This window comes from Streptomyces sp. NPDC026672 (genome assembly GCF_040638185.1).
Classification (GTDB): domain Bacteria; phylum Actinomycetota; class Actinomycetes; order Streptomycetales; family Streptomycetaceae; genus Streptomyces.
Window position 1 is genome coordinate 240484 of sequence record NZ_JBEZXS010000008.1, and the last position, 20085, is coordinate 260568.

Annotated in this window: 20 protein-coding genes; 5 read left to right on the forward strand and 15 right to left on the reverse strand. The window is 74.2% G+C overall.

Annotation, left to right across the window (positions count from 1 at the left end; translation table 11 throughout):
• Nucleotides 1–138: 138 nt before the first annotated feature.
• The 3 genes from AB0F77_RS12380 (at nt 139) to AB0F77_RS12390 (ending at nt 2817) form a co-directional block, all read left to right on the forward strand.
• Nucleotides 139–948: an IclR family transcriptional regulator gene (locus tag AB0F77_RS12380; RefSeq protein ID WP_361945719.1), complete on the forward strand. Its 810-nt coding sequence runs from the start codon at nt 139–141 to the stop codon at nt 946–948.
• Between the two features lie 108 nt (nt 949–1056).
• On the forward strand, nt 1057–1653 hold the full coding sequence (locus tag AB0F77_RS12385) for a DedA family protein (RefSeq protein WP_361945722.1): 597 nt from the start codon (nt 1057–1059) through the stop codon (nt 1651–1653).
• A 159-nt stretch (nt 1654–1812) separates the two neighbouring features.
• On the forward strand, nt 1813–2817 hold the full coding sequence (locus AB0F77_RS12390) for an SDR family NAD(P)-dependent oxidoreductase (RefSeq protein WP_361945725.1): 1005 nt from the start codon (nt 1813–1815) through the stop codon (nt 2815–2817).
• A 6-nt stretch (nt 2818–2823) separates the two neighbouring features.
• Here the strand turns inward: AB0F77_RS12390 and AB0F77_RS12395 are convergent, their stop codons facing one another.
• The gene (locus AB0F77_RS12395; RefSeq protein WP_361945728.1) at nt 2824–3393 is read right to left on the reverse strand and encodes a helix-turn-helix domain-containing protein; all 570 of its coding nucleotides are present in this window, start codon (nt 3391–3393) and stop codon (nt 2824–2826) included.
• A gap of 117 nt (nt 3394–3510) precedes the next feature.
• Between AB0F77_RS12395 and AB0F77_RS12400 the strand changes: the two genes are divergently transcribed.
• Together AB0F77_RS12400 and AB0F77_RS12405 are read left to right on the forward strand one after the other, a co-directional pair.
• A complete protein-coding gene (locus AB0F77_RS12400; protein WP_361945731.1) occupies nt 3511–4152 on the forward strand; it encodes an NAD-dependent epimerase/dehydratase family protein in 642 nt (213 codons plus the stop codon).
• Between the two features lie 69 nt (nt 4153–4221).
• Entirely contained in the window at nt 4222–5115 is an 894-nt protein-coding gene (locus AB0F77_RS12405) for a helix-turn-helix transcriptional regulator (protein ID WP_361945734.1), read from the forward strand.
• Here the strand turns inward: AB0F77_RS12405 and gntA are convergent.
• From gntA to AB0F77_RS12475, 14 genes are all read right to left on the reverse strand, one after another.
• Nucleotides 5104–6240 carry a guanitoxin biosynthesis heme-dependent pre-guanitoxin N-hydroxylase GntA gene (gntA, locus tag AB0F77_RS12410; RefSeq protein WP_361945737.1) on the reverse strand — a complete coding sequence of 379 codons (1137 nt, stop codon included), beginning with the start codon at nt 6238–6240 and terminating at the stop codon, nt 5104–5106. The two genes, AB0F77_RS12405 and gntA, sit on opposite strands and share 12 nt — an antisense overlap.
• Nucleotides 6230–7075, reverse strand: coding sequence for an enoyl-ACP reductase FabI (gene fabI, locus AB0F77_RS12415; RefSeq protein ID WP_361945740.1), 846 nt, complete (start codon nt 7073–7075; stop codon nt 6230–6232). The genes gntA and fabI overlap by 11 nt, the downstream gene beginning before the upstream one ends.
• Nucleotides 7072–7344 (reverse strand): Rieske (2Fe-2S) protein, encoded by a 273-nt coding sequence (locus tag AB0F77_RS12420; protein WP_361945743.1) that lies wholly within the window; start codon nt 7342–7344, stop codon nt 7072–7074. Before AB0F77_RS12420 ends, fabI begins: the two co-directional genes overlap by 4 nt.
• On the reverse strand, nt 7341–8189 hold the full coding sequence (locus AB0F77_RS12425) for an iron-containing redox enzyme family protein (protein ID WP_361945746.1): 849 nt from the start codon (nt 8187–8189) through the stop codon (nt 7341–7343). The genes AB0F77_RS12420 and AB0F77_RS12425 overlap by 4 nt, the downstream gene beginning before the upstream one ends.
• Nucleotides 8186–9460 (reverse strand): beta-ketoacyl-ACP synthase II, encoded by a 1275-nt coding sequence (fabF, locus tag AB0F77_RS12430; RefSeq protein ID WP_361945749.1) that lies wholly within the window; start codon nt 9458–9460, stop codon nt 8186–8188. The genes AB0F77_RS12425 and fabF overlap by 4 nt, the downstream gene beginning before the upstream one ends.
• Nucleotides 9457–11190, reverse strand: coding sequence for a thiamine pyrophosphate-binding protein (locus AB0F77_RS12435; protein WP_361945752.1), 1734 nt, complete (start codon nt 11188–11190; stop codon nt 9457–9459). The genes fabF and AB0F77_RS12435 overlap by 4 nt, the downstream gene beginning before the upstream one ends.
• Nucleotides 11187–12425, reverse strand: a complete 1239-nt coding sequence (locus AB0F77_RS12440) for an aldehyde dehydrogenase family protein (protein WP_361945755.1) — start codon at nt 12423–12425, stop codon at nt 11187–11189. Before AB0F77_RS12440 ends, AB0F77_RS12435 begins: the two co-directional genes overlap by 4 nt.
• Nucleotides 12422–13864, reverse strand: a complete 1443-nt coding sequence (locus AB0F77_RS12445; RefSeq protein ID WP_361945757.1) for a fatty acid--CoA ligase family protein — start codon at nt 13862–13864, stop codon at nt 12422–12424. Before AB0F77_RS12445 ends, AB0F77_RS12440 begins: the two co-directional genes overlap by 4 nt.
• On the reverse strand, nt 13858–15468 hold the full coding sequence (locus AB0F77_RS12450) for an AMP-binding protein (protein ID WP_361945760.1): 1611 nt from the start codon (nt 15466–15468) through the stop codon (nt 13858–13860). The genes AB0F77_RS12445 and AB0F77_RS12450 overlap by 7 nt, the downstream gene beginning before the upstream one ends.
• Nucleotides 15469–15477: 9 nt before the next feature.
• Complete coding sequence (locus AB0F77_RS12455; protein ID WP_361945763.1) at nt 15478–16392, reverse strand: alpha/beta fold hydrolase; 915 nt, start codon at nt 16390–16392, stop codon at nt 15478–15480.
• 56 nt (nt 16393–16448) lie between these two features.
• On the reverse strand, nt 16449–16868 hold the full coding sequence (locus AB0F77_RS12460; RefSeq protein WP_361945766.1) for an acyl-CoA thioesterase: 420 nt from the start codon (nt 16866–16868) through the stop codon (nt 16449–16451).
• Between the two features lie 74 nt (nt 16869–16942).
• Nucleotides 16943–17887 (reverse strand): acyl-ACP desaturase, encoded by a 945-nt coding sequence (locus AB0F77_RS12465; RefSeq protein WP_361945769.1) that lies wholly within the window; start codon nt 17885–17887, stop codon nt 16943–16945.
• On the reverse strand, nt 17884–18183 hold the full coding sequence (locus AB0F77_RS12470) for a hypothetical protein (RefSeq protein ID WP_361945772.1): 300 nt from the start codon (nt 18181–18183) through the stop codon (nt 17884–17886). The genes AB0F77_RS12465 and AB0F77_RS12470 overlap by 4 nt, the downstream gene beginning before the upstream one ends.
• Nucleotides 18184–18355: 172 nt before the next feature.
• Nucleotides 18356–19753: a DHA2 family efflux MFS transporter permease subunit gene (locus AB0F77_RS12475; RefSeq protein ID WP_361945775.1), complete on the reverse strand. Its 1398-nt coding sequence runs from the start codon at nt 19751–19753 to the stop codon at nt 18356–18358.
• Between the last annotated feature and the right edge of the window lie 332 nt (nt 19754–20085).

Genomic DNA, 20085 nt, shown 5'->3' on the forward strand with positions numbered 1-20085 from the left:
CGTAGGGCCCGATGTTTCGCTCTCGTTAACCGCGTTAGCCATCTGCTAACGATTGTTTCCGGGTCCATCTGCCGGACGGGCAGACTGGGGGAAAGCCGTTCGGCACCGGCGAACCACAACAGGGCGGAGCCCGCGCACGTGATCAGTCACCAGACGATGGCCGCGACGGCGGCGAACGCCTCACGCCGGGTGAAGGCCGTGGACCACGCGGTGGACGTGCTCCAGGCCATCGCGCGCGCCTCGCACCCCGTGGGGGTCAGCGACCTGGCGCGGCGCACGGGTCTGAGCAAGGCGAGCGTGCACCATCTGCTGGCCACGCTGGAGAGCCGGCGGCTCGTGATGCGGGACGAGGAGACCGCCCGCTACCGCCTGGGCTGGGGGCTGTACGAGCTGGGCACGGGTGTCGTGCGGGACGTGGACCTCTCCCGGGTCGCCCGGCCGTTCCTGGACAAACTCGCGGTGCAGACGGGCGAGTCCGTGCTGCTGGGCATCCTCGACGACGACTCGGTGCTCTACCTCGACCGCGGCGAACCGCCCGCCGGCCTGCGGATGGTGGCCAACGCCGGCCGGCGCGGGCCGCTGCACGCCACCGCCTCCGGCAAGGCGCTGCTGGCCTTCGCGGCCGACCCGGAGCTCGTGGAGCGGGTGCTGAGCGAGCCCCAGCACCGGTACACCAAGACCACGATCGTCGAACCGGCCCGGCTGCGGCAGGAGTTGGCGCAGGTGCGGCAGCAGGGGTACGCCACCTGCTGGCAGGAGCGGGAGGTGGGGCTGTGCTCGCTCGCCGTGACCCTGCGCGACTACACCGGGGCGGTGGTGGGCGCGCTGACCGTGGCGGGTCCGGCCACCCGGCTCACCTCACGGACCATCAGCGGCCACCTCACCCCGCTGCGGGCGGCCCGGCAGGCCATCGAGACGCGGCTCGGCGCCAGGCCCGACGACTCCTGAGCCGTACCCCGGCTTGCCCGGAGGCCCGTCCCTGCCCTACGGTCACCCTAAGCGGAGGCCCCTCCGCACGCCCTGCGACCGGATGAGGCGGCCCTGGACGTACAGACCTTGCTGGAGACGATCCCGCCCGCGGGCGTCTATGCGAGCACGGCCGTGCTGGTCGGGCTCCAGTTCCTCTGCCTGCCGGTACCGGGCGGCATCGCCCTGCTCACGGCGGCGCTGCTCGCGAGCCGCGGCCACGTCGATCCGGTGCTGGTGTGCGCCAGCGTGGTGGCCGGGGTGTGCGCGGGCGCCTCCGCGGGCCACGCCATGGGCCGCCGGGGCGGACGGCCCGTGCTCGGCCGGCTCGGCGAGCGCTTTCCGCGCGCCCTCTCACCGCGGAACCTCGCCCGGACGGAGGCGGCCTTCGACCGCCGGGGCCTGTGGGTCGTCACCGCGAGCTGCTTCTCGTCGGGGCTGCGCATGGTGATCGCCCCGCTGTCGGGCGCCCTCGCCGTGCGGTTCGGGCCGTTCCTCGTGGCGACGGCCACGAGCGCGGCCCTGTGGGCGGGCAGCACGACGGCGGCGGTGTACGCCGTGGGCCAGGCGGCCGAGTCCTGGATCAACCGGCTGTCCGCGGTGAGCCTGGCGGCGCTCGTGGTCCTGGGCGCGGCCTCGGCGCTGCGCCGCCGAACGACCCGCCGCGCGCGCCGTACCGGCCCCTGACGAGCCCCGAGGGACCGGCGGCCGGCCCGGATCACTGAGTCGCCCGGCCCGGATTGCCTACCGGAGAATTCTCCGGTAGGTTCAAACGGAAAATTCTCCGCTTAGCGCTCGCCGCATCGGCGGATTCGCCGTACCGGCAGAAGGGCCCGGCACATCCACATGCCCACCCCGCAGCAGCCCCTCCCCTCCCCCCGCTTCGACGCGTCGGCCACCGCCGCCGACGTGGTCGAGGGGCTCGACCTCACCGGCCGGGTCGCCGTCGTCACGGGCGGCCACTCGGGCATCGGCCTGGAGACGACCCGCGCCCTGCGCGCGGCCGGCGCCACCGTCGTCGTCCCCGTGCGCGACCCCGCGAAGGGGGCCGCGGCGCTGACCGGCGTCCCGGACGTGGAGATCGAGCGCCTCGACCTCCTCGACCCCGCGTCCGTCGACGCCTTCGCCGCGCGGTTCCTGGACGGCGGCCGTCCGCTGCACATGCTGATCGCCGGGGCAGGCATCCAGGGTGTGCCGCTGCGCCGTGACGCACGCGGGTACGAGTCGCAGTTCGCCACCAACCACCTCGGCCACTTCCAGCTGACCGTACGGCTGTGGCCGGCCCTCGTGCGGGCGGCGGGCGCGCGCGTGGTGGCGGTGTCCGCGGCGGCGCACCGCGTCTCCCCCGTGGTGTTCGAGGACATCCACTGCACCGGGCGGGAGTACGACCCCATGGCCGCCTACGGGCAGTCCAAGACCGCCAACATCCTCTTCGCCAGGGGTGTCGACGAGCGCGGCGAGCGGGAGGGCGTCCGCGCGTTCTCGCTGCACCCGGGCGCCGTCGTGGGCACGAACCTGAGCCCGTGGGCCACCCCGGAGATCCTCCGTTCCCTGGACCTGATCGACGAGGAGGGCCGCCCGGTCATCGACCCCGCGCAGGGCAAGAAGACGCCGCAGCAGGGGGCGTCGACCGGCGTGTGGTGCGCGACCGCCGGTGAGCTCGCCGGTCTGGGCGGTGTGTACTGCCTGGACAACGACGTGGCCCCGCTCGCCGTGCCGCGCGCGGACGACGGCCGGTGGACGACGGAACTGCGCCTGCCCACGGGCGTGTCCCCGCACGCGGTCGACCCGGGGGCGACCGCACGGCTGTGGGACGTGAGCGAGGCGCTGACCGGTGCGGCGCTGGACTGAGCCCGCTCAGGGACGCCCGGCGTCGACGCGCAGGGTGCGCAGGCACAACCGCCGCAGCAGCCCGCGCAGTTCGTCGTCGGGCAGGTCGGCGAAGCGCCGCGTCACGGGCCTGAGGTCGCTGACCGCCCAGTACGCGGCCTCCTGGTCCGGCGTGGGGTCGTCGCCGAACAGCAGCCGCAGTCCGCGCAGGGCGAGGGCGTCGAGCCGCCGTGCGGTCGCCTCGTGACGACGGGTGATCGGGTCGCCGGGGCTCATCGGGACCAGGGTGCGCCGGGCGAGCACGACCTGGTCCACGAACCCGTCGACCAGCAGCCCGAGCCGCGCCCCGGGGTCGTCCACCGCCTCCGCCCCGTCCAGCAGCGCCTCCAGCGCCGCCACGCTGGGGGCGAGCACCGCCTCCAGGAGCTCCGACTTGGTGCGGAAGTAGTAGTACACGTTCGCCTTGGTGACACCCATCGTGTCCGCGATCAGCTGCAAGGACGTGGCGTCGAAGCCCCGCTCCACGAAGAGCGCGCGCGCCGTCTCCACGACCGCCCGCCGGGTCCGCTCCGCCTGATCCGCCCTGCTCGTCGCCATGTCCGGATCCTAGGACCCGCGGGCGCTGCGGGACGGTCCGGCCTGCGCTACAGTCCGTTCATTAGCCGATCGGCTAATGAGTGCGCGCGTCGCACCCCACCGCGAAGGACACCACCCATGAAGATCCTGCTCTTCGGCGCCACCGGCACGGTCGGCGAGGGCGCGCTGCGCGCGTGCCTGCGGGCCCCCGACGTCGAGGAGGTGCTCGCCGTCACCCGCCGCACCACCGGCGTCACCCACGAACGGCTGCGGGAGCTGCACCACGACGACTTCACCGACTACTCGGCGATCGCCGAACGGCTCGCCGGGTACGACGCCTGCTTCTGGTGCCTCGGCCGCTCCTCCCGGGAGCTGGACGAGGCGGAGTACACCCGGGTGACGTACGAGTTCCCGGTCGCGGCGGCCGGCGCGCTCGCCCCCCTCGCCCCGGACATGGCGTTCTTCTACGTCTCCGCCCTGGACGCGGACCCGCGCAGCAAGAACGCGGCCCGCCGCACCAAGGGGCTCGCCGAGGAGGCGGTGCTGCGGCTGTTCCCGGAGACCGGATGCGCGGTCCGGCCCGCGTTCGTGCAGCCCACGGACCCCGCCTCGGCCGCCCGCTACTCGCTCGGCTACCGGATCTCCGTACGGCTGCACCCCGTGCTGGACCGGGCCCTGCCGCGCTACGTCACGACGGCCGAGGCCATCGGCCGCGCCATGCTCGACGCCACCCGCGACAAGGTCCCGCAGCGGGTGCTCCAAGGATTCGACCTGCGCTGACCCGCGCCGACGTGGGAGGGAGGAAACCTTCCCTGCCGCGCGCCTCCGCCACGAGCGAAGATGGCAGACATGAACGACACCGCGGACAGGACGGACACGACGGACGGGCCCGGCCGGCGGTCCGAGCTGGGCGCCTTCCTCAAGGCGCGGCGGGCGGAGCTGACCCCCGCCGCGGTGGGCCTCGCCGAGGACGGCACGCTGCGCCGGGTGCCCGGCCTGCGGCGCGACGAGGTGGCACGGCTGGCGTCGATCAGCGTCGACTACTACACCCGGATCGAGCAGGGCCGGCTGCGGCCCTCCGCCGGTGTGCTGGTGGCCCTCGTCCGCGCGCTGCGCCTCGACGAGAGCCAGCAGGCGTATCTGTACGAGGTGTCCGGCAAGACGCCGGCTCCGCGCGCCCGGCGCCGGGTCCAGCGGGTGCGCCCCTCGACCCGGCGGCTGCTCGACCGGCTGGAGCGCTCCCCCGCCATGGTGCTCGGCCGCTACAACGACATCCTGGCCTGGAACGCCGCCGCTGCCGCCCTCTACACGGACTTCGGCGAGCTGCCGCCCGCGGAGCGCAACTACATCCGGCTGGTGTTCCTCAGCCCCGCGTTCCGGTCCCTGTTCGCCGACTGGGAGACGGCCGCCCGGCTGGGCGCGGCGACGCTGCGCATGGAGACCGCCGGCAACCCCGACGATCCGCGGCTGGCGGCTCTGGTCGGTGAACTGTCCGTGCGCAGCGGGGAGTTCCGGGAGTGGTGGGGCGGCCGGATCGTGTCCGCGACCGGCTACGGCACCAAGGAGTTCCACCACCCCCTGGTGGGGCGGCTGACCCTGGACTGCGACACCTGGGCGAACCCGGACGACCCCGACCAGCGGCTGATGGTCCTCACCGCGGAGCCGGGCAGCCCCTCGGACGAGGCGCTCGGGATACTCACGTCGTGGACGGCGCCGCGCAGCGGGACGAGGTCACGGGGCTGAGGCCGCCCGCCCCGGGTCGTCGGGGCCGGTGGCGGGGTGCGGGGCGAACGGGCAGCGCCAGTCGGGTTCGGTCATCCGGCCGCCGTAGTGGCGGGCCTCGTCCCGGTAGGTGGCGAGGCTGGGGTTGACCGAGCCGTGGAAGGCGCGCTCGCGCTGTCTGATCTTGCGGCGGAGCTTGAAGAAGGTGGGGCCCATGGCGTTGAACTGGAGGTGCGAGTTGAACACCAGCGCGGGGCTCGTGAAGCGGCGGCCGGGGCGGGAGGCGCCGGGGTGCAGGCCCACCACGAAGAAGGGGTGGCCGCCGACGCAGAACGCGAACCGGGGCGAGGCGGGGTCGGCGTCGTAGGCGTCGCTCCAGACGTGGTGCCGGGCGTCCTCGTCGTGCATGCGCTGGAGGTGGCGCCAGACCGTCTCCTCGAAGGTCCGCTCCGAGGTGTCCGGGAGCGGGTCGAAGGTGGCGACGTGGGAGGTGTAGCTGCGGGCGGTGGGCTCGAACGTCTCCAGGAAGTCGTACAGGTCGTCCAGATGGCTCAACACACCGGTGTCGCTGCCGAGTTCGCCGTGGTGCCGGTGGCGGACGGTGCCGCGTCTGAGGGCCGCCTTGGCGCCGAGGCAGGAGAAGTCCTCCCGGCCGACCAGTTCCTCCAGGGCGGCGCGGATCGTGTCCGGGTCCGGCCCGGCGGGTGCGGTGTCCCGGGACAGCAGCCGGCTGCGGCACACGGCGACGACCGTGCCGTCGGGTGCCGAGACCGTCGTCTCCAGCGTCAGCAGCACCCCGCCGAGGGCGTGCCGGAGCGACAGGAGGCGGGCGCGGGCCACCAGGACGTCGCCCGCGCGCACCGGGCGGGTGTGCCGGACCTCCTGGGAGAGGTGCTGGAGCACCGCGTGGTCGTCGCCGAGGAGGCGGGCCTCGGCGCGCGCGGCCAGCCGGACGGCGAAGGTGGGCGGGGCGATCACGTCGGGGTGGCCGAGGACCCGGGCCGCCGCCGCGCTGCGGTACGCGGGATGCGGGTCGCCGATCGCGTCGGCGAAGCGGGCGATGCGCCCGGCGCTCACGACGACGGGCTCCTCCGCCACCGCGCCGTCCGCCCCGGCCGCGGCGTTCCGCACGGTTTCAGCTCCCACGCGCCCCACCGCCCAGCGCCGCCCGCGCGCCCGCGCCGGCCGCCGTCCGCACACCGGCGTCCCCGACGGCGTGCACGCCCCCGTCCACGTGCAGGATCTCCCCGGTCGTCGCCGGGAACCAGTCCGAGAGCAGGGCCACGCACGCCCGGCCCACCGGCTCGAAGTCGCTCGCGGACCAGCCGAGCGGGGCCCGCGCGTGCCACTCGTCCTCCGCCTCGGCCGGGTCGGTGTCCGCGCCGTACGCCGCCCGTCCGGCCGGGGTGCGCAGCGGGCCCGCGGCAACCAGGTTGACGCGGATGCCCCGCTCGCCGAGGTAGGCGGCGAGGTAGCGGGCGCAGGACTCCAGGCCCGCCTTGGCGACGCCCATCCAGTCGTAGCCGGACCACACCTGGCGGGCGTCGAAGTCCAGGCCGACCACCGACGAGCCCGGCGCGAGCAGCGGCAGCACGGCGGCGGTGAGCGACTGGAGGGAGAGCGCGGAGACCTCGAACGCGGTCGTGGCGTCCGCCCGTGACGTGGCGAGGAAGTTGCCGCCGAGCGCGCCCGGCGGTGCGAACGCGACCGCGTGCAGCACCCCGTCGAGGTGGTCGACGTGCTCGCGCAGCCTGGCCTCCAGGGTGGCGAGCTGGCCGTCGTCGGTGACGTCCAGTTCGAGCACGGGCGCGGGCCTCGGCAGCCTGCGGGCGATGCGGTTGACGAGGGTGGGGCGGCCGTAGGCGGTCAGCACGACCTCGGCGCCCTGTTCCTGGGCGACGCGGGCGACGTGGAAGGCGATCGAGCGGTCGGTGAGGACACCGGTGACCAGGACGGTGCGGCCCGCCAGCAGGCCGCTCACGGTGTCTCCCCGGGGGCCGCGCCGAGGATGCGCAGCGGGTCGCAGGCCGGGCCGGCGAGCCGGTCGCCGGTCTCCAGGCTGAACGTCGAGTGGTGCAGGGGGCAGGTGATGCGCAGCTTGTCCGTGTCGACGCGGCCGAAGCGCAGCCGGCCCTTGCGGTGCGGGCACACGGCGCTCGCCAGCACGGTCCTGCCGCCCAGTTCGATGGCCACGACGTCGTCGTCCACGTGCCGCGCGGACACCGGTGTCACCTCGTCGGCGGTGCTCATACGAGGCCCCGCGCGCGGGAGATGGCGGTCTCGGTGGCGTGGGTGACGACCGCGCTGGTCATCCGGACGCCGGCCCACACCTTGGCGAGGTCGAGGCCGGCCGCGGTCTCCGCCTCGCGGATGGCGGTGCGCATCTGCTTGCTGTGGAACTTGTCGATGTAGATGTGCTCCGTGTAGTACTGGTGGTTCGTGATGCCGAGCCGCTGGGCGGCGTGGGCGAAGCTCTGGAGCCCGTAGAGGACGCTCGCCTCGAAGTAGGCGTATCCGCCGAGGAAGTACTCGGGGACCGGCGCCCGGTTGGCGATCCAGTGGAACAGGTTGACGTAGGCGTAGCTCTCGGGGCCGATGTCCCGGTAGCTGTCGAGGTCGAGCGGCATGCCGAGTTCGGTCAGCAGGTCGCGGTAGAGCTGGGCGTGGGCCATCGCCTCGTTGCCGCAGCCGAGTTCGTCGATGAGCACCCGGAAGACGGCCATGCCGGAGCGGTAGGGCAGCTTGGGCACGACGGCGAGCAGGGACAGCGACTCGGTGAGGCCGTCGACGGCGAACTCCCGTACCACGTACTCGAATTCCTCGCGGGTGGCCTCCGTCGCGAGGTACCGGTGGTTGTCGGTGGCGGCGCGGGCCTCGGCCACCAGGAACTCGCGCATGGCCTTGAGGACGTCCGCGGAGGTCGCGAAGTCGGGTGCCTCCTCCTCGTAGGCCCGGCCGAGCGCGGTGATCCACTCGTCCTCCATGCGCACGAGTTCGGCGTAGGCGGCCGGGTCCGGCACCGACCGGTAGTGCTCGTACAGGCGCCGCTGGTCGATGACCGTGCAGGGCACGGGGGCGGTGAGGGTGGGTGTCATGGCTGCTCCGCGGGTCGTCGGGGGCTCCAGCGGCGCAGGACCAGGACGGCGTTGTGGCCGCCGAAGCCGAAGGAGTTGCTCAGCACCGTGTCGACGTCGTGGCGGCGCGCGGTGTGGGCGACGAAGTCCACCGACGGGTCGATGGGCCGGTGGCAGTTGAGGGTGGGCGGTACGACGCCCTCGTTGATGGCGAGGCCGGCGGTGATCGCCTCCACGGCGCCCGCGGCCCCGATCATGTGCCCGGTCATCGACTTGACGGAGCTGACCGGCACGCGTTCGATCCGGTCGCCGAACACGGCGCGCAGCGCGGCGAGTTCGGCGCCGTCGTTCAACCGGGTCCCGGTGCCGTGGGCGTTGACCCAGTCGATGTCCCCGGGGGTGAGGCCGGCGTCGGCGAGGGCGAGCCGCATCGCCCGGCGGGTGGAGGTGCCCTCGGGGTGCGGGGCGGTCCAGTGGTAGGCGTCGGAGGTGGCGGCGTATCCGGCGAGTTCGGCGAGGATGCGGGCGCCGCGGGCGAGGGCGTGGTCCTCGGCCTCCAGGACGACGATGCCGGCGCCGGCCGCCATGACGAAGCCGGCGCGGTCCTCGTCGAAGGGCCGGGACGCCTCGGTGGGGTCGCCGTCGCGGGTGGACAGGGCGCCGGCGTTGCCGCTGCCCGCGATGTCGACGCGGGTGATGATGTCGTCGGCGCCGCCGGCGATGACCACGTCGCTCGCTCCGGCCCTGATCCAGCGGGCGGCCTCGCCGAGGGCGTCGGCCCCGGAGGCGCAGGCGCTGCTGGTGGCCCGTGACGGGCCGGTGGCGCCGGTGGCGAGGCTGATCTCGCCGGGCGCGCTGTCGATGGCGCCGGTGACGGCGGAGAGCGGGGACACGGCGCGCGGTCCCTTGGCGTCGAGGACCCGGGTGTGGTCGGCGATGGACTTCATGGGCCCGTAGCCGCTGCCGACGAGGACGCCGACCCGGTGGGCGCGCTCGGGCTCGACGCCGAACCGCGCGTGGGCCAGGGCCTCCTGGGCGGCGACGAGGGCGTAGCGGGCGTAGGGGTCGGTGCGCCGGACCACCTTGTACGGCAGGTGCAGCGCGGGGTCGAAGCCCTTGACCTCGCCGGCGATGCGGACGGGCAGGTCGTCCGTGTCGACCTGGGTGATGGGGCCGATGCCGCTGCGGCCGGCGCGCATGCCCTGCCAGGTGCTGGGGGCGTCGAGGCCGAGCGGGGTGACCATGCCCCAGCCGGTGATCACCACCCGTCGTGCGGGTGTGCCGGTCGTCATGACGCGTCTCCTTCCGGTGCGTGGGCGGACGGCAGCGGGAAGTCGCCGTTCCCGGCGCTGCCGTGGAAGAGGGAGTCGGCGAGCCGGACCGGCACGTCGAGCAGTACGGACTCGCCGGAGCGGCAGAGTTTCCACGCCTCCTCGACGACGGCGTGCAGTGCCGCCCGGTCGTCGAGGAGCAGCCGGTGCAGTCCGGGCAGGCCGTGGGTGCTGGAGCGGGACGGTTCCGGTGAGAGGAACCGGTGGCCGGTCGTCGGGGGTTCGCGCTGGTCGAGTTGGCTCTGGAGCCAGCCGTAGCCGCCGTTGCGCAGGACGACGTAGAGGACGCCGAGCCGGGCCTCGGCGAGGGTGGGCAGGTCGGGTTCGAAGAGGCCGAACGCGCCGTCGCCGACGAGGGCGACGACCGGTCTGCCGGGCGCGGCGACCGCGACGCCGACGGCGGCCGCCGCGCCGAAGCCGAGGCTGGTCTGTTCGGAGGGCACGACCGAGCCGCCCCGCGCGGGGCTCACATGGACGGGGTAGCGGTACGACCACATGTCCTGGAGGCCGTTCTCCTGGACGAGGACGAGGTCGTCGGGCAGGACGTCGGCGAGCGCGGCGAGGACTTCCGGGATGCGCAGGTCCGCGTGGGCTGCGAGGTCGCGCAGCCTCTCGTGGTGGTGGCGGTGGAGTGTGTGGTGGACGTCCCGGACCCGCCGGGTCCACCCGGGTGCGGCGCCGGTGCTCGGCGCGGTGCCGAACGGTCCGGCGAGCAGGGCGGTGACGTCGGCGAGGACCTTGGGTCCGGCGAGTCCGGTGCGGAACTCGGCCGCGTCGACGTTGACCTGGACCACCGGGACCTCGTGGCCGACGGTGTCCGGCCAGCCGTGGGTGGCGGTCTCCTCCAGTCGGCTGCCGAGGGTGAGGACACAGTCGGTGTCCTCCCACAGTCCGGCCGCCTCGTCCGGGAGGTAGAGGCCGGTGAGGCCGCAGAACTGCGGGTGTGTCTCGTCGAAGGCGCCGCGTCCGCTGGCGGTGCAGAACACGGCGGCGCCGGTGCGCTCGGCGAACCGCTCCAGGGCTCCGGGTGCGGTGCGGTGGCGCACTCCGCCGCCGAGGACGAGCAGGGGCCGTTCGCTGCCGCGCAGGACGCGCAGGGCGTCGGCGTCCGGGTCGAGGCGCAGGGCGGTGGGCCGTTCGACGTGTGCGGTGTCCTCGGGCAGCGGGACGTCGGCGGTGAGCAGGTGGTCGGGCAGTTCCAGGTAGACCGGCCCGGGGACGCCCTCGCGGGCGACGAGGAGGGCGCGGGTGAGCATGGGGGCGAGGCGGCCGGGGTCGTCGACGCGTGCGGCCCACTTCACCAGCGGGGCGGCCAGGGCCAGTTGGTCGGCCTCCTGGAAGGCGCCGGCGCCCAGGCGGTCGACGGCCGTGCCGGCGGCGAGCAGGACGAGGGGCACGGCCGAGTACTTCGCCTCCAGCAGTCCGGTCAGGGCGTTGGTGACGGCGGGCCCCTTGCCGGTGAAGGCGATGCCGGTCGCGCCGGACTGGAGGGCGTGGCCGGTCGCCATGAACAGGGCGTTGCGCTGGTCGCGGCAGACGACGAGGCGGATGCCGCTGCCGTCGAGGGCGGCCAGCAGGTCCAGGTCGTCGGCCGGGAGCCCGAACGCGGCCCGGACGCCGTCGCGTTCGAGCAGCCGGGTCACGGCACGCCAGCAGCCCCGTACGGTCTCGGGTGCGGCCGCCCCGGTCATCGCGGGTCTCCCGCGGGCCGGACGTGGTCGGCGACCGCCTTGGACACGAGCAGCGGTCCGGTGTGCCGGGTGCCGCCCACGGAGGCGTAGTTGGCGCGGACGCCGCGGCCGCCGAAGGGGGCGTTGCCGTCCTCGATGTCGATGAGGGTCTCGTTGACGCTGACCGTGTGGCGGCGGCGCAGCAGGTCCACGAGGCCGGGGTCGTCGCCGTAGACGGTGGCGGCCATGGCGCGCTCCTCGAAGTACGGGTGGGTGAGCAGGGTGCGCAGCCAGGCGTCGTCGGTGTAGGGGACGACGTCGAAGATCGGCGCGAACAGTTCGGGCGGGCGGACGGGGGTGTCGGCGGGCCGGACGAGCACGGTGGGGCTGAGGTGCCGTTCGGCGAGGTCGGCGCGCCCGCCGGTGGCGATGCGGGCGCGGTGGTCGTGGAGGTGGTCGAGGGCGGCGCGGAAGGCGTCCGGGTAGTAGAGGGAGCCGTAGTCGGCGCCGGGGTCGTCGTAGGCGCCGTGCCTGAGCCCTTCGACGCGGCCGCACAGCAGCGCGCGGAAGCGGTCGGCGACCCGGTCGTGGACGAGGAAGACATCGGGTCCGAAGCAGTCCTGGCCGGAGTTGAGCATGCGGGCGCGGACCGCTCCGTCGACGGCCCGGCCGAGGTCGGCGTCGGGTCCGACGACGAACGGGTTGACGCCCTGCCCGAAGTAGAGGAACAGCTGCCGTTTGGTGAGCCGGCCGCGGATCGCCTCGGCGTTGTCGAAGGCGCCGGTGAACACGACGACGTCGGCGTCGGCGGCGGGTCCGTCGAGGAAGGCGCGCTGTCCGGTGGCGGAGAGGGTGAGGGGCAGGTCGTGGGCGGTGCCGAGCAGTTTGTGGAGCCGTTCGGTCTGGGCGGCGATGCGGCCCGAGGGCCGGAACTCGACGCGTTCGGCGTAGAGGCCGGGGACGAGCAGGTAGAGGACGTAGCCGTAGAGCGGGATGTTCGACGGCATGAGCACGGCGATGCGGGCGACGGCGGGCGGGCGGAAGCGCAGCACCTCGGCCTCGGCGCCGCGCAGGGCGCCGATCGCCGCGTCGATCTCGCCGGCGGCGGTGCGGTGGTTGGAGGTCTCGCACAGGATGCGCAGCACTTCCGCGCGGCGTTCGTGGAGGAGGTCGGCCACCCGGCCCAGGGCGCGGGTGCGGTCCGGGAAGGGGATGCGGTAGGGCCGGGGCGCGGTCAGGACGTCGTTGCGGCTCATGGTCGTTCACCTCTTTCGGCGTCGGGCGCGACCGCGGCCCGTGCGAGCCGCCGCAGGGCGGTGCCGTCGACCTTGCCCGTGCTGGTGAGCGGGAACGCGCGGAGGGTGACCACGCGGTTGGGCCATTCGTGCTCGGCGAGGCGGTCCTTGAAGGTCCGCCGCCAGTGCGCGGCGTCCCGGTCGGCGGGGTCGGCCACGAAGAACACCAGCCGGGTCCGCGCGCCGTCGTCGCCGTCGACCGGGACGACGCGCACCGGGGTGCCGCAGACGCCCGCGCGGTCGGCGATGGCGTCGGGGTACAGGGTGTGGCCGAGTCGGTGCACGGCGGAGCGGCGGCCGAGGACGGTCACGGTGCCGTCGGCGGCGACCCGGCCGAGGTCCCCGGTGCGGTACTCGGGTCCGGTCACGGGCCGTACGGTGCCGTGCGGGCCGAGCAGTCCGGTCATGTGGTCGGGGGTGCGGACGACGATCTCGCCGACCTCCCCGGGCGCGAGGGTGCGGCCGGTCTCGTCGACGGCGCGTACGGTGATGCCGTCCAGGGGCCGTCCGCAGCCCTCGGGGTGTGCGGGGACGGCGAGCGCGATGTTCCCGGCCTCGCTGCTGCCGTATCCGTCGAGCAGCGGCAGGCCGGTCGTGCGGGCGAACTCCTCGCGCAGCCGGGGGCGCAGCGGTTCGCCGCCGACGCACCACATGCGGACCGGCGCCAGGGAGTCCGTCGCGCCGCGGGCGACGCGCAGGAGGCTCTGGTAGGTGGCGGGCACGCCGTCGACGACGGTGACGCGGTGCGCGCGGATCGCGCTCAGGGCGGCGTCGGTGCGGTGGCTGTCGGGCTGGAGGACCAGGGAGCAGCCGGTGGTCCACCACAGCAGCAGCATGGACAGCCCGTACTGGTGGGTGAAGGGCAGCAGCGGCAGCAGTACGTCGTCGGCGCGGTACGCCATCCGGTCGGCGGTGCGGCGGATGTTGTCCCGTACCGAACTCCCCGAGCGGACGATGCCCTTGGGCTCACCGGTGCTGCCGGAGCTCCACACGATCAGCGCGTCCGTCCGCTCGTACCAGCGCCGGAAGGACAGGGGGGTGGAGTCGGTGCCGGTGTCGGTGTCCGCCGCGGTGCCGGCGGTGAGGGCGGTGAGGGGCAGGGTCCGGGGGCCGGTGGCGTCATGAGGTTGCGGGGTGTCGGTGAGGATCCAGTGGGCGGCGGCCTCCTCGGCCCGTCGCGCCCGCTGCCGCGGCGGCAGCCCCCGGTCGACGAGTGCGACGGATGTGCCGTGCTCCATCAGCGCGAACAGCGCGACGACGAACTCCTCGGTGTTGGCGCCGGTGAGCAGCACCCGGTCGCCGGGGCGCACCCCGTGGGCGCGCAGCGCGCGCACGGCCGCCCGGCAGGCGCGCTCCACCTCGTTCCGGTCGCCCGCGCGGCCGTCGGCCCTGATCAGCATGGGCCGGTCCCGTCCGTCGGCGCGGGCAGCGTGGGCCCTTCGAGGCGTCCCGCCTCGTACGCCTCCAGGACGGCGTGCCGGCGGAGCTTTCCGCTGCTGGTGCGGGGCAGCTGGCCGGGGCGCAGGAAGTGGACGTCTCCCGGCCGCACGGTCACGCCGAGCGCGTGCACGAGGTGGTCGGCTATCCGCGCGCGGGTGCCGTCGACGTCCGCGCGGGCCTCCCGGCCGACCTCGGTGAGGACGAGGAGGTCTCCCCGGCTCTCGACGACGGCGGTGCGGCCCTGGCGGACGAACGGCAGTCGTTCCACGGCCTGTTCGAAGTCGGCGGCGAACAGGCTCTGTCCGTTGACCTTGATGCGGTCGCCGTCGCGTCCGGTGATGAACAGCTCGCCCCCGTCGAGGAAGCCGATGTCGCCGGTGGCGTAGAAGCCGTCGTCGCCGGTGAGCGGTTCGGAGCGGCCGAGGTAGGCGGGGGCGAGGCTGCCGCCGGCCAGCTCGATCAGGCCCAGCTCGTTCTCGGCGCGGACCCGGCCGTGCTCGTCGCGGATGCGGACGGTGAACTCGGGCAGCGGCCGGCCCACGGAGACGGCCGGGACCCCGGAGGGCGCGGGCACGGTCCTGACGCCCTGGCCGGGCAGCCGGGCGGCGACCAGCAGGACCGCCTCGGCCATGCCGTAGCAGGGCATGAAGGCGGTCGGCCGCAGGCCGGCGGGTTCCATCAGGGCGGTGAAGGCGTGGAGGTTGGGGATGTTGACGGGTTCGCTGCCGAGGTAGATCGCGCGCAGCCGGGACAGGTCGAGGGCGGCGAGGTCGGCGGGGTCGGTGTCCCGCATCAGCCGGAGCGAGTAGTCGACCGCGAAGTTGGGGACGACCGTGCCCATCACCCGTTCCCTGGCGAGGTGTTCCCACCAGCCGGGGGCGTCGAAGAGGAAGGACGTGGGGTCGGCGAGGAGCAGGTCGCAGCCCACGCGGAAGCACGAGAGCAGTCCGCCGACCAGGCCCATGTCGTGGTAGAGGGGCAGCCAGCTGCTGACGCGGTCGCCGGGGACGCGCCCGTCGGTGCGGGTGATCATCTCCAGGTTGGCGCGCAGCCTGCCGTGCAGGATCGGGATGCCCTTGGGGAAGGCGGTGGAGCCGGACGAGAACTGCACGAAGGCCGTCTCGTCGTCCCCCGGGACGCGCAACTCCCGTCCGGGCGCGCGCAGTCCGTCCGGCGGCAGCGGCAGACCGGGCGCGGGTGGGGTGACGGTGGCGAGGCTCGGCACCCGCAGCACGTGGTCGGCGTGGTGCTCCCGGGCGATCCGGGCGAGGAACTCCTCGTAGGGCGCGCGGGGCGTGCCGAGCGCGAACGGTTTCACGCTGAGGGGTACGGCGCCGATCTCCATGAGCGCGAGGAAGGAGAGGACCGTCGCGGCCGAGGTCTCGAAGGGGAACAGGACGCGGCTGCCGGGGCGGACGCCGTGGTCGCGGAAGAAGTCCGCGCAGGCGGCGATCCGCGCGGGGAACTCCGGGTACGGCAGGACGCCGGGGGTGTCGTCGAACTTCCCGTACAGATACAGCCCCCGGCCGTGGAAGTCGCCTCGTCCGCGCAGGAACTCAAGCACAGCGGCCCCCTACTCCGTGCCCGCGGTGACGGTGCGCATCCACTCCACCAGCCTGGGCAGCACCTGCTCCGCCGCCGGCCGGCCGCGCACCACGTCGACGTGGCCGGGGTCCCAGCTCAGCCCGGACTCGCGGCCGAAGACGGTGAACTGCGCCCGGGGGCCGAGGTGTTCGGCGAGTTTGCGGGCGCGGGCCGGTGAGGCGTGGAAGGTGTCGGCGGCGCCGACGCCGACCAGGACCGGCAGGGTCACCTGTGCGAGGGCGCTCCAGTAGTCGGTGCGGCCGTCGGCGCTGCGGAAGGCGCCGTCCGGTGCCCAGGCGGCGAACTGCCGCATCAGGCCCGCCGGTTCGTCGCAGCGCCCTTGCCGCAGCGCCCGCGCGGGGAACCGGCCGAGCACCCGGGACAGCGTGGCCGCGAAGATGATCTGGGCGCGCTTGGGCAGTCCGCCGTCGCTGTAGTCGTTGACGGCGGCGGACAGGGTGACCACGCCGTCGAGCCGTTTCTGGAGCTCGGGCGCGACGCCCAGCGCGGCCAGCGCGGCGTAGCCCGCCATGCTGTGCGCGAGCAGGAACAGGGGCCCGGGGTGGCGGTCGGAGACGGCACGCACCAGGTCGGGCACGTCGTGCCGGACGTAGGTGTCGAAGTTCCAGTCGCCGGTGGGCCGGCCGTCCGTGCGGCGGCTGGGTCCGTGTCCGCGCAGCGAGGCCACGTAGCCGGTGTGTCCCGCGTCGAGGAAGGCGGTGGCCGGGCCCCTGCCCGACGCGCCGAGGAAGAACGAGCCGTCCGCGAAGAGGCCGGGCAGGAAGAGCACGCCCGGGGTCCCCTCCGCGACGGGCTGTGCTCCCACCTGCCGGACGTGCAGTTCGTGGCCGTCGGACGTGGGCACCCGGTGTTCGCTCTCGTGCGGCGCTGCGGCCGTGCTCATCGTGCTCTCCCTCGTTGGGGCCCGCGGGTTCCCGCTCGGCGGGCGCATCGGTGTGCTCAGCCGGCGACGACGGCCGAGAGGTAGTCCTGGAGCGTGACGGGACGGCGCTGCCGCGTGTCGAGGAAGGCGACCGTCACCAGGGCGTCGACGGCGGCGCACGCCGTGCCGGGGAGGTGGACGCGCTGGCGCAGCAGCGCCCGGAAGGTCAGGCTGTCCTCGTCGACCTCCTCGGCGGTCGGCGCCTCCAGTGCGGTGACCACCTCGACCGTGCCGTAGGGGATCTCCGCGCGGTAGTCGACCTCGATCCGCGCGACCACGGCGACCGTGCCCGCGGCCGGCGCCCCGCCGAGCCGGGCGAGCCAGTGCCGCCGCCCGGTCTCCAGGTACTCCAGGACGACGGCGTTGTTGACGTGTCCGAGGGCGTCCAGGTCGTTGGGACGCACCGGGAGCGCGAGTCGGGTCTCACCGTGCAGCACGGAACACCATCCGTCCGGGTCGCCGGGGCCGGGGCCGCGGGCCGCCGCTCGGGCGAACGGGCGGCCGGGGCCGGTCAGTTGTCGAGCAGGTCCAGCCACTGGTCCTCGACCTCGTCGGCCGAGCGCACCGTGATTCCGGTGATCTTCTTCAGGGCGCCGCAGACGAGCTGTTCCTTCTTCTCCAGTGCCTCGGGCCGGAAGTCGGTGCCGGTCGTGTCGAGGTGGTCCCACCAGTTGACGTGGGTGCCGCGCGCCTCGCGCTGTTCGCGGGCGCTGCCCTGGAGTTCGCCGTCCTCGCGCAGGAACAGGTGGGCCACGGCGAAGGCGTCCCTGGCGGGGTATGCACCGCTGTCCACGAGGGCCTTGGCGAAGGAGACGAAGTAGTTGCGGTGCTGGATCTCGTCGGCGGCGACCTGCTTGAAGATGCGGCGCAGGCCCGCGTCCTCGACGACCTGCTGGCACTGCCCGTAGTTGACGGCGGCGGTGATCTCGGAGATGGCGAGCAGCACGAGCGTGCGCAGCATGCTGTCGTCGGGGAAGACCTGCCGGAACTCGATGAAGGTCTCGTTGGAGATCGGCTCCATCCCGCTGACGGCGGCGAGGCGGTTGAACACCGTCTCGTGGTGGGCCTCCTCCTCGTTCCAGTAGCGGCTCCAGGTGCCGCACGCCTCCATGACGGCCGCGACGGCCGGGGCGGTGTCCCGCCAGCGGTGGCACTCCGCCTCGGCCTGGCGCTCCAGCCGGTCGGCGCCGGGCTTGGTGGTGAGTTCGGCGCGGCCGGCGTTCCAGACGAGGACGCGGTCGCGGTGGGTGAGCCGGTCCACGTCGACGTCCGCGAGCATCTCGACGACGCTCCAGCGGCGCGACTCGTGGAGGCGGTGCTGCTCCCAGGTGACGTCGACCAGCGACATGCCGCGCCGGGTCAGGGCGTCGTACAGGTCGGTGACGATCGCGGGCGGGGCGTCCCCGCGGGCGGCGCGGCCGGGGCGGGCCGGTGTCTCGGGCGGCCGGACGCTCACGCGGCCTCCTCCTCTTTCCGCACGCGTTCGCATTCCTCCAGAAAGAGCTGGACGACGGTCGTCAGCGGGGTGTCGAGAGGAAGTGCCGGAAGCCGTACGCGAATCCCGTGCTCCTTTCGCAGGGCGTTGGCCGTGCGGGCGAAGGATTCCATCAGATCGATGCTGTTCGTCATGCGTGAGCTGCGGCTGATCACATCGGCCAGAGTGGTGTCGGCGCTGAACAGCTCGGTTTCCGCAAGACCGGAGTGCTCGGCGAATTTCCGCCGTATATACGAGTCCAGTTCGGCTGTTTCCATGGTTCCCGACACTACAGTCCGGCGGCACTGGAATTCCGGGTTCAGTTATTCGAATCGTTTATCGCGGACCCGGCGGGCTCGGCGGCTCGGCGGGTCCGGCCGGGCCCGGCGTCCGGCACGGCGATCCGGCCCCGTGGCCTTGGGGAGCCACGGGGCCGGACGGCGGGGCACGTCAGGCGCGGCTGCGCAGCCCCACGGCGCTGACACCCGCGAGCGCGGCGACCACACCGCACCAGACGAAGCCGGTGAGGAAGCCGTCGGGCGTGGCGAGCCCCTCGGACTGAAGGATCACGGCGAGTCCTGCGACGCCCACGGCGCCGCCGACCTGCCGGGACGTCATGAGCATGCCGCTGCCCGCCGCGAAGCGGTCGGCGGGCAGGGCGGCCGACGCGATCGACGACAGACCGGTCAGGACGCAGCCGATGCCGAGTCCGCCGAGCAGGCCCGGCGGCAGCCACAGGGCGGCGTACTCGGGCGAGCTGTCGAGGGTCAGCCCCATGGCGGCGAACGAGGCGCCGGCGAGCAGCCCGCCGAACATGACCGCGCGCCACTGCCGTTCGACGGGCATGCGGCGGCCGACGACGACGGCGCCGGCCGCGGCGAGGAACGCGCCGGGGGTGACGCCCAGGCCGGACTTCAGCACCGAGTAGTGCCACACGGAGGCCAGATAGAGCGGGCAGGCCAGCAGCCACGCGTACATGGCCGCGCCGAACAGCGCGGAGGTGATGTTGGCCGCGGTGAACACCGGGCTGCGCCACAGGTCGGTCTCGAGGGCGGGCGCGGGATGGCGCCGCGAGCGCAGCGCGACGACCAGGCCGAAGACGACGCCGCCCGCGAACAGGCACAGCACCTTCCAGCTGGACCAGCCCCAGTCGGTGCCCTGGCTCAGCGCGGTCACCGGGCTGCCGATGGCCAGGACCAGGGCCACGATGCCGACGGGGTCGGCCAGTCGCCGGCCCGAGGGCGCGTCCGCGCTCAGCCGCAGGGTGCCGTAGGCGATGAGCAGTCCGAGGGGCACGTTGATCAGGAAGACCACGCGCCAGTCCCAGCTCTCCACGAGCAGTCCGCCGAGGCTCGGGCCGACGGCCGCGGCCATGCCGCCCGCCGCTCCCCAGGCGCCCAGGGCGGCGGCCCGCTTGGCCGGCGGGGTGTGGGACAGCAGCAGCCCGAGGGCCGAGGGGATCATGCCGGCCGCGGCGGCGCCCTGCGCGGCGCGCGCCGCGATGAGCAGCGGGGCGCTGGGCGCGGCGCCGGCCGCGAGGGAGGTGACGACGAAGGCCAGGACGGAGACGAGGAACAGCCGTCGGCGGCCGAGGACGTCCGCGAGGCGTCCGGCGGCGGCCAGCAGGGCGGCGAACACGACCGCGTAGGCGGTGATCACCCAGCTCAGGTGCGAGAGGGAGATGTCGGGGAAGCTGCGCCTGAGGTCGGGGAAGGCGACGTTGACGACCGTGGCGTCGAGCAGCGCGAGGAAGGTGGCCCCCGAGGCGAGGAGCACCGCGGCGCCCGCGTGCGCGGACGGCTCGGCTTCCTTCGGGACGGGGCCGGACCGTGCCGGGACAGTTGTCATCGGGGTTTCCGCTTCCGTGAGGAGGTTTCGGGCAGGGGGCGAGAACGTGCGAGGACGCGGGGACCGGCGGGGCCCGGGGCCGGCGGGGCCCGACCGGCGCCGGCCCGCGATCGGCAGTGGCCCGCGGTCAAAAGTGGCCCGGGACCGGCAAGGACCGGGACCGGCAGGACTGCGATCAGCAAAGCCGGGACCCGTGGGTCGGGACCGGCAGGTCGGGACCGGCAGGTCCGGACCCGTAGGTCGGGACCGGCAGGTCCGGACCCGTAGGTCGGGACCGGCAGGTCCGGACCCGTAGGTCGGGACCGGCAGGTCCGGACCCGTAGGTCGGGACC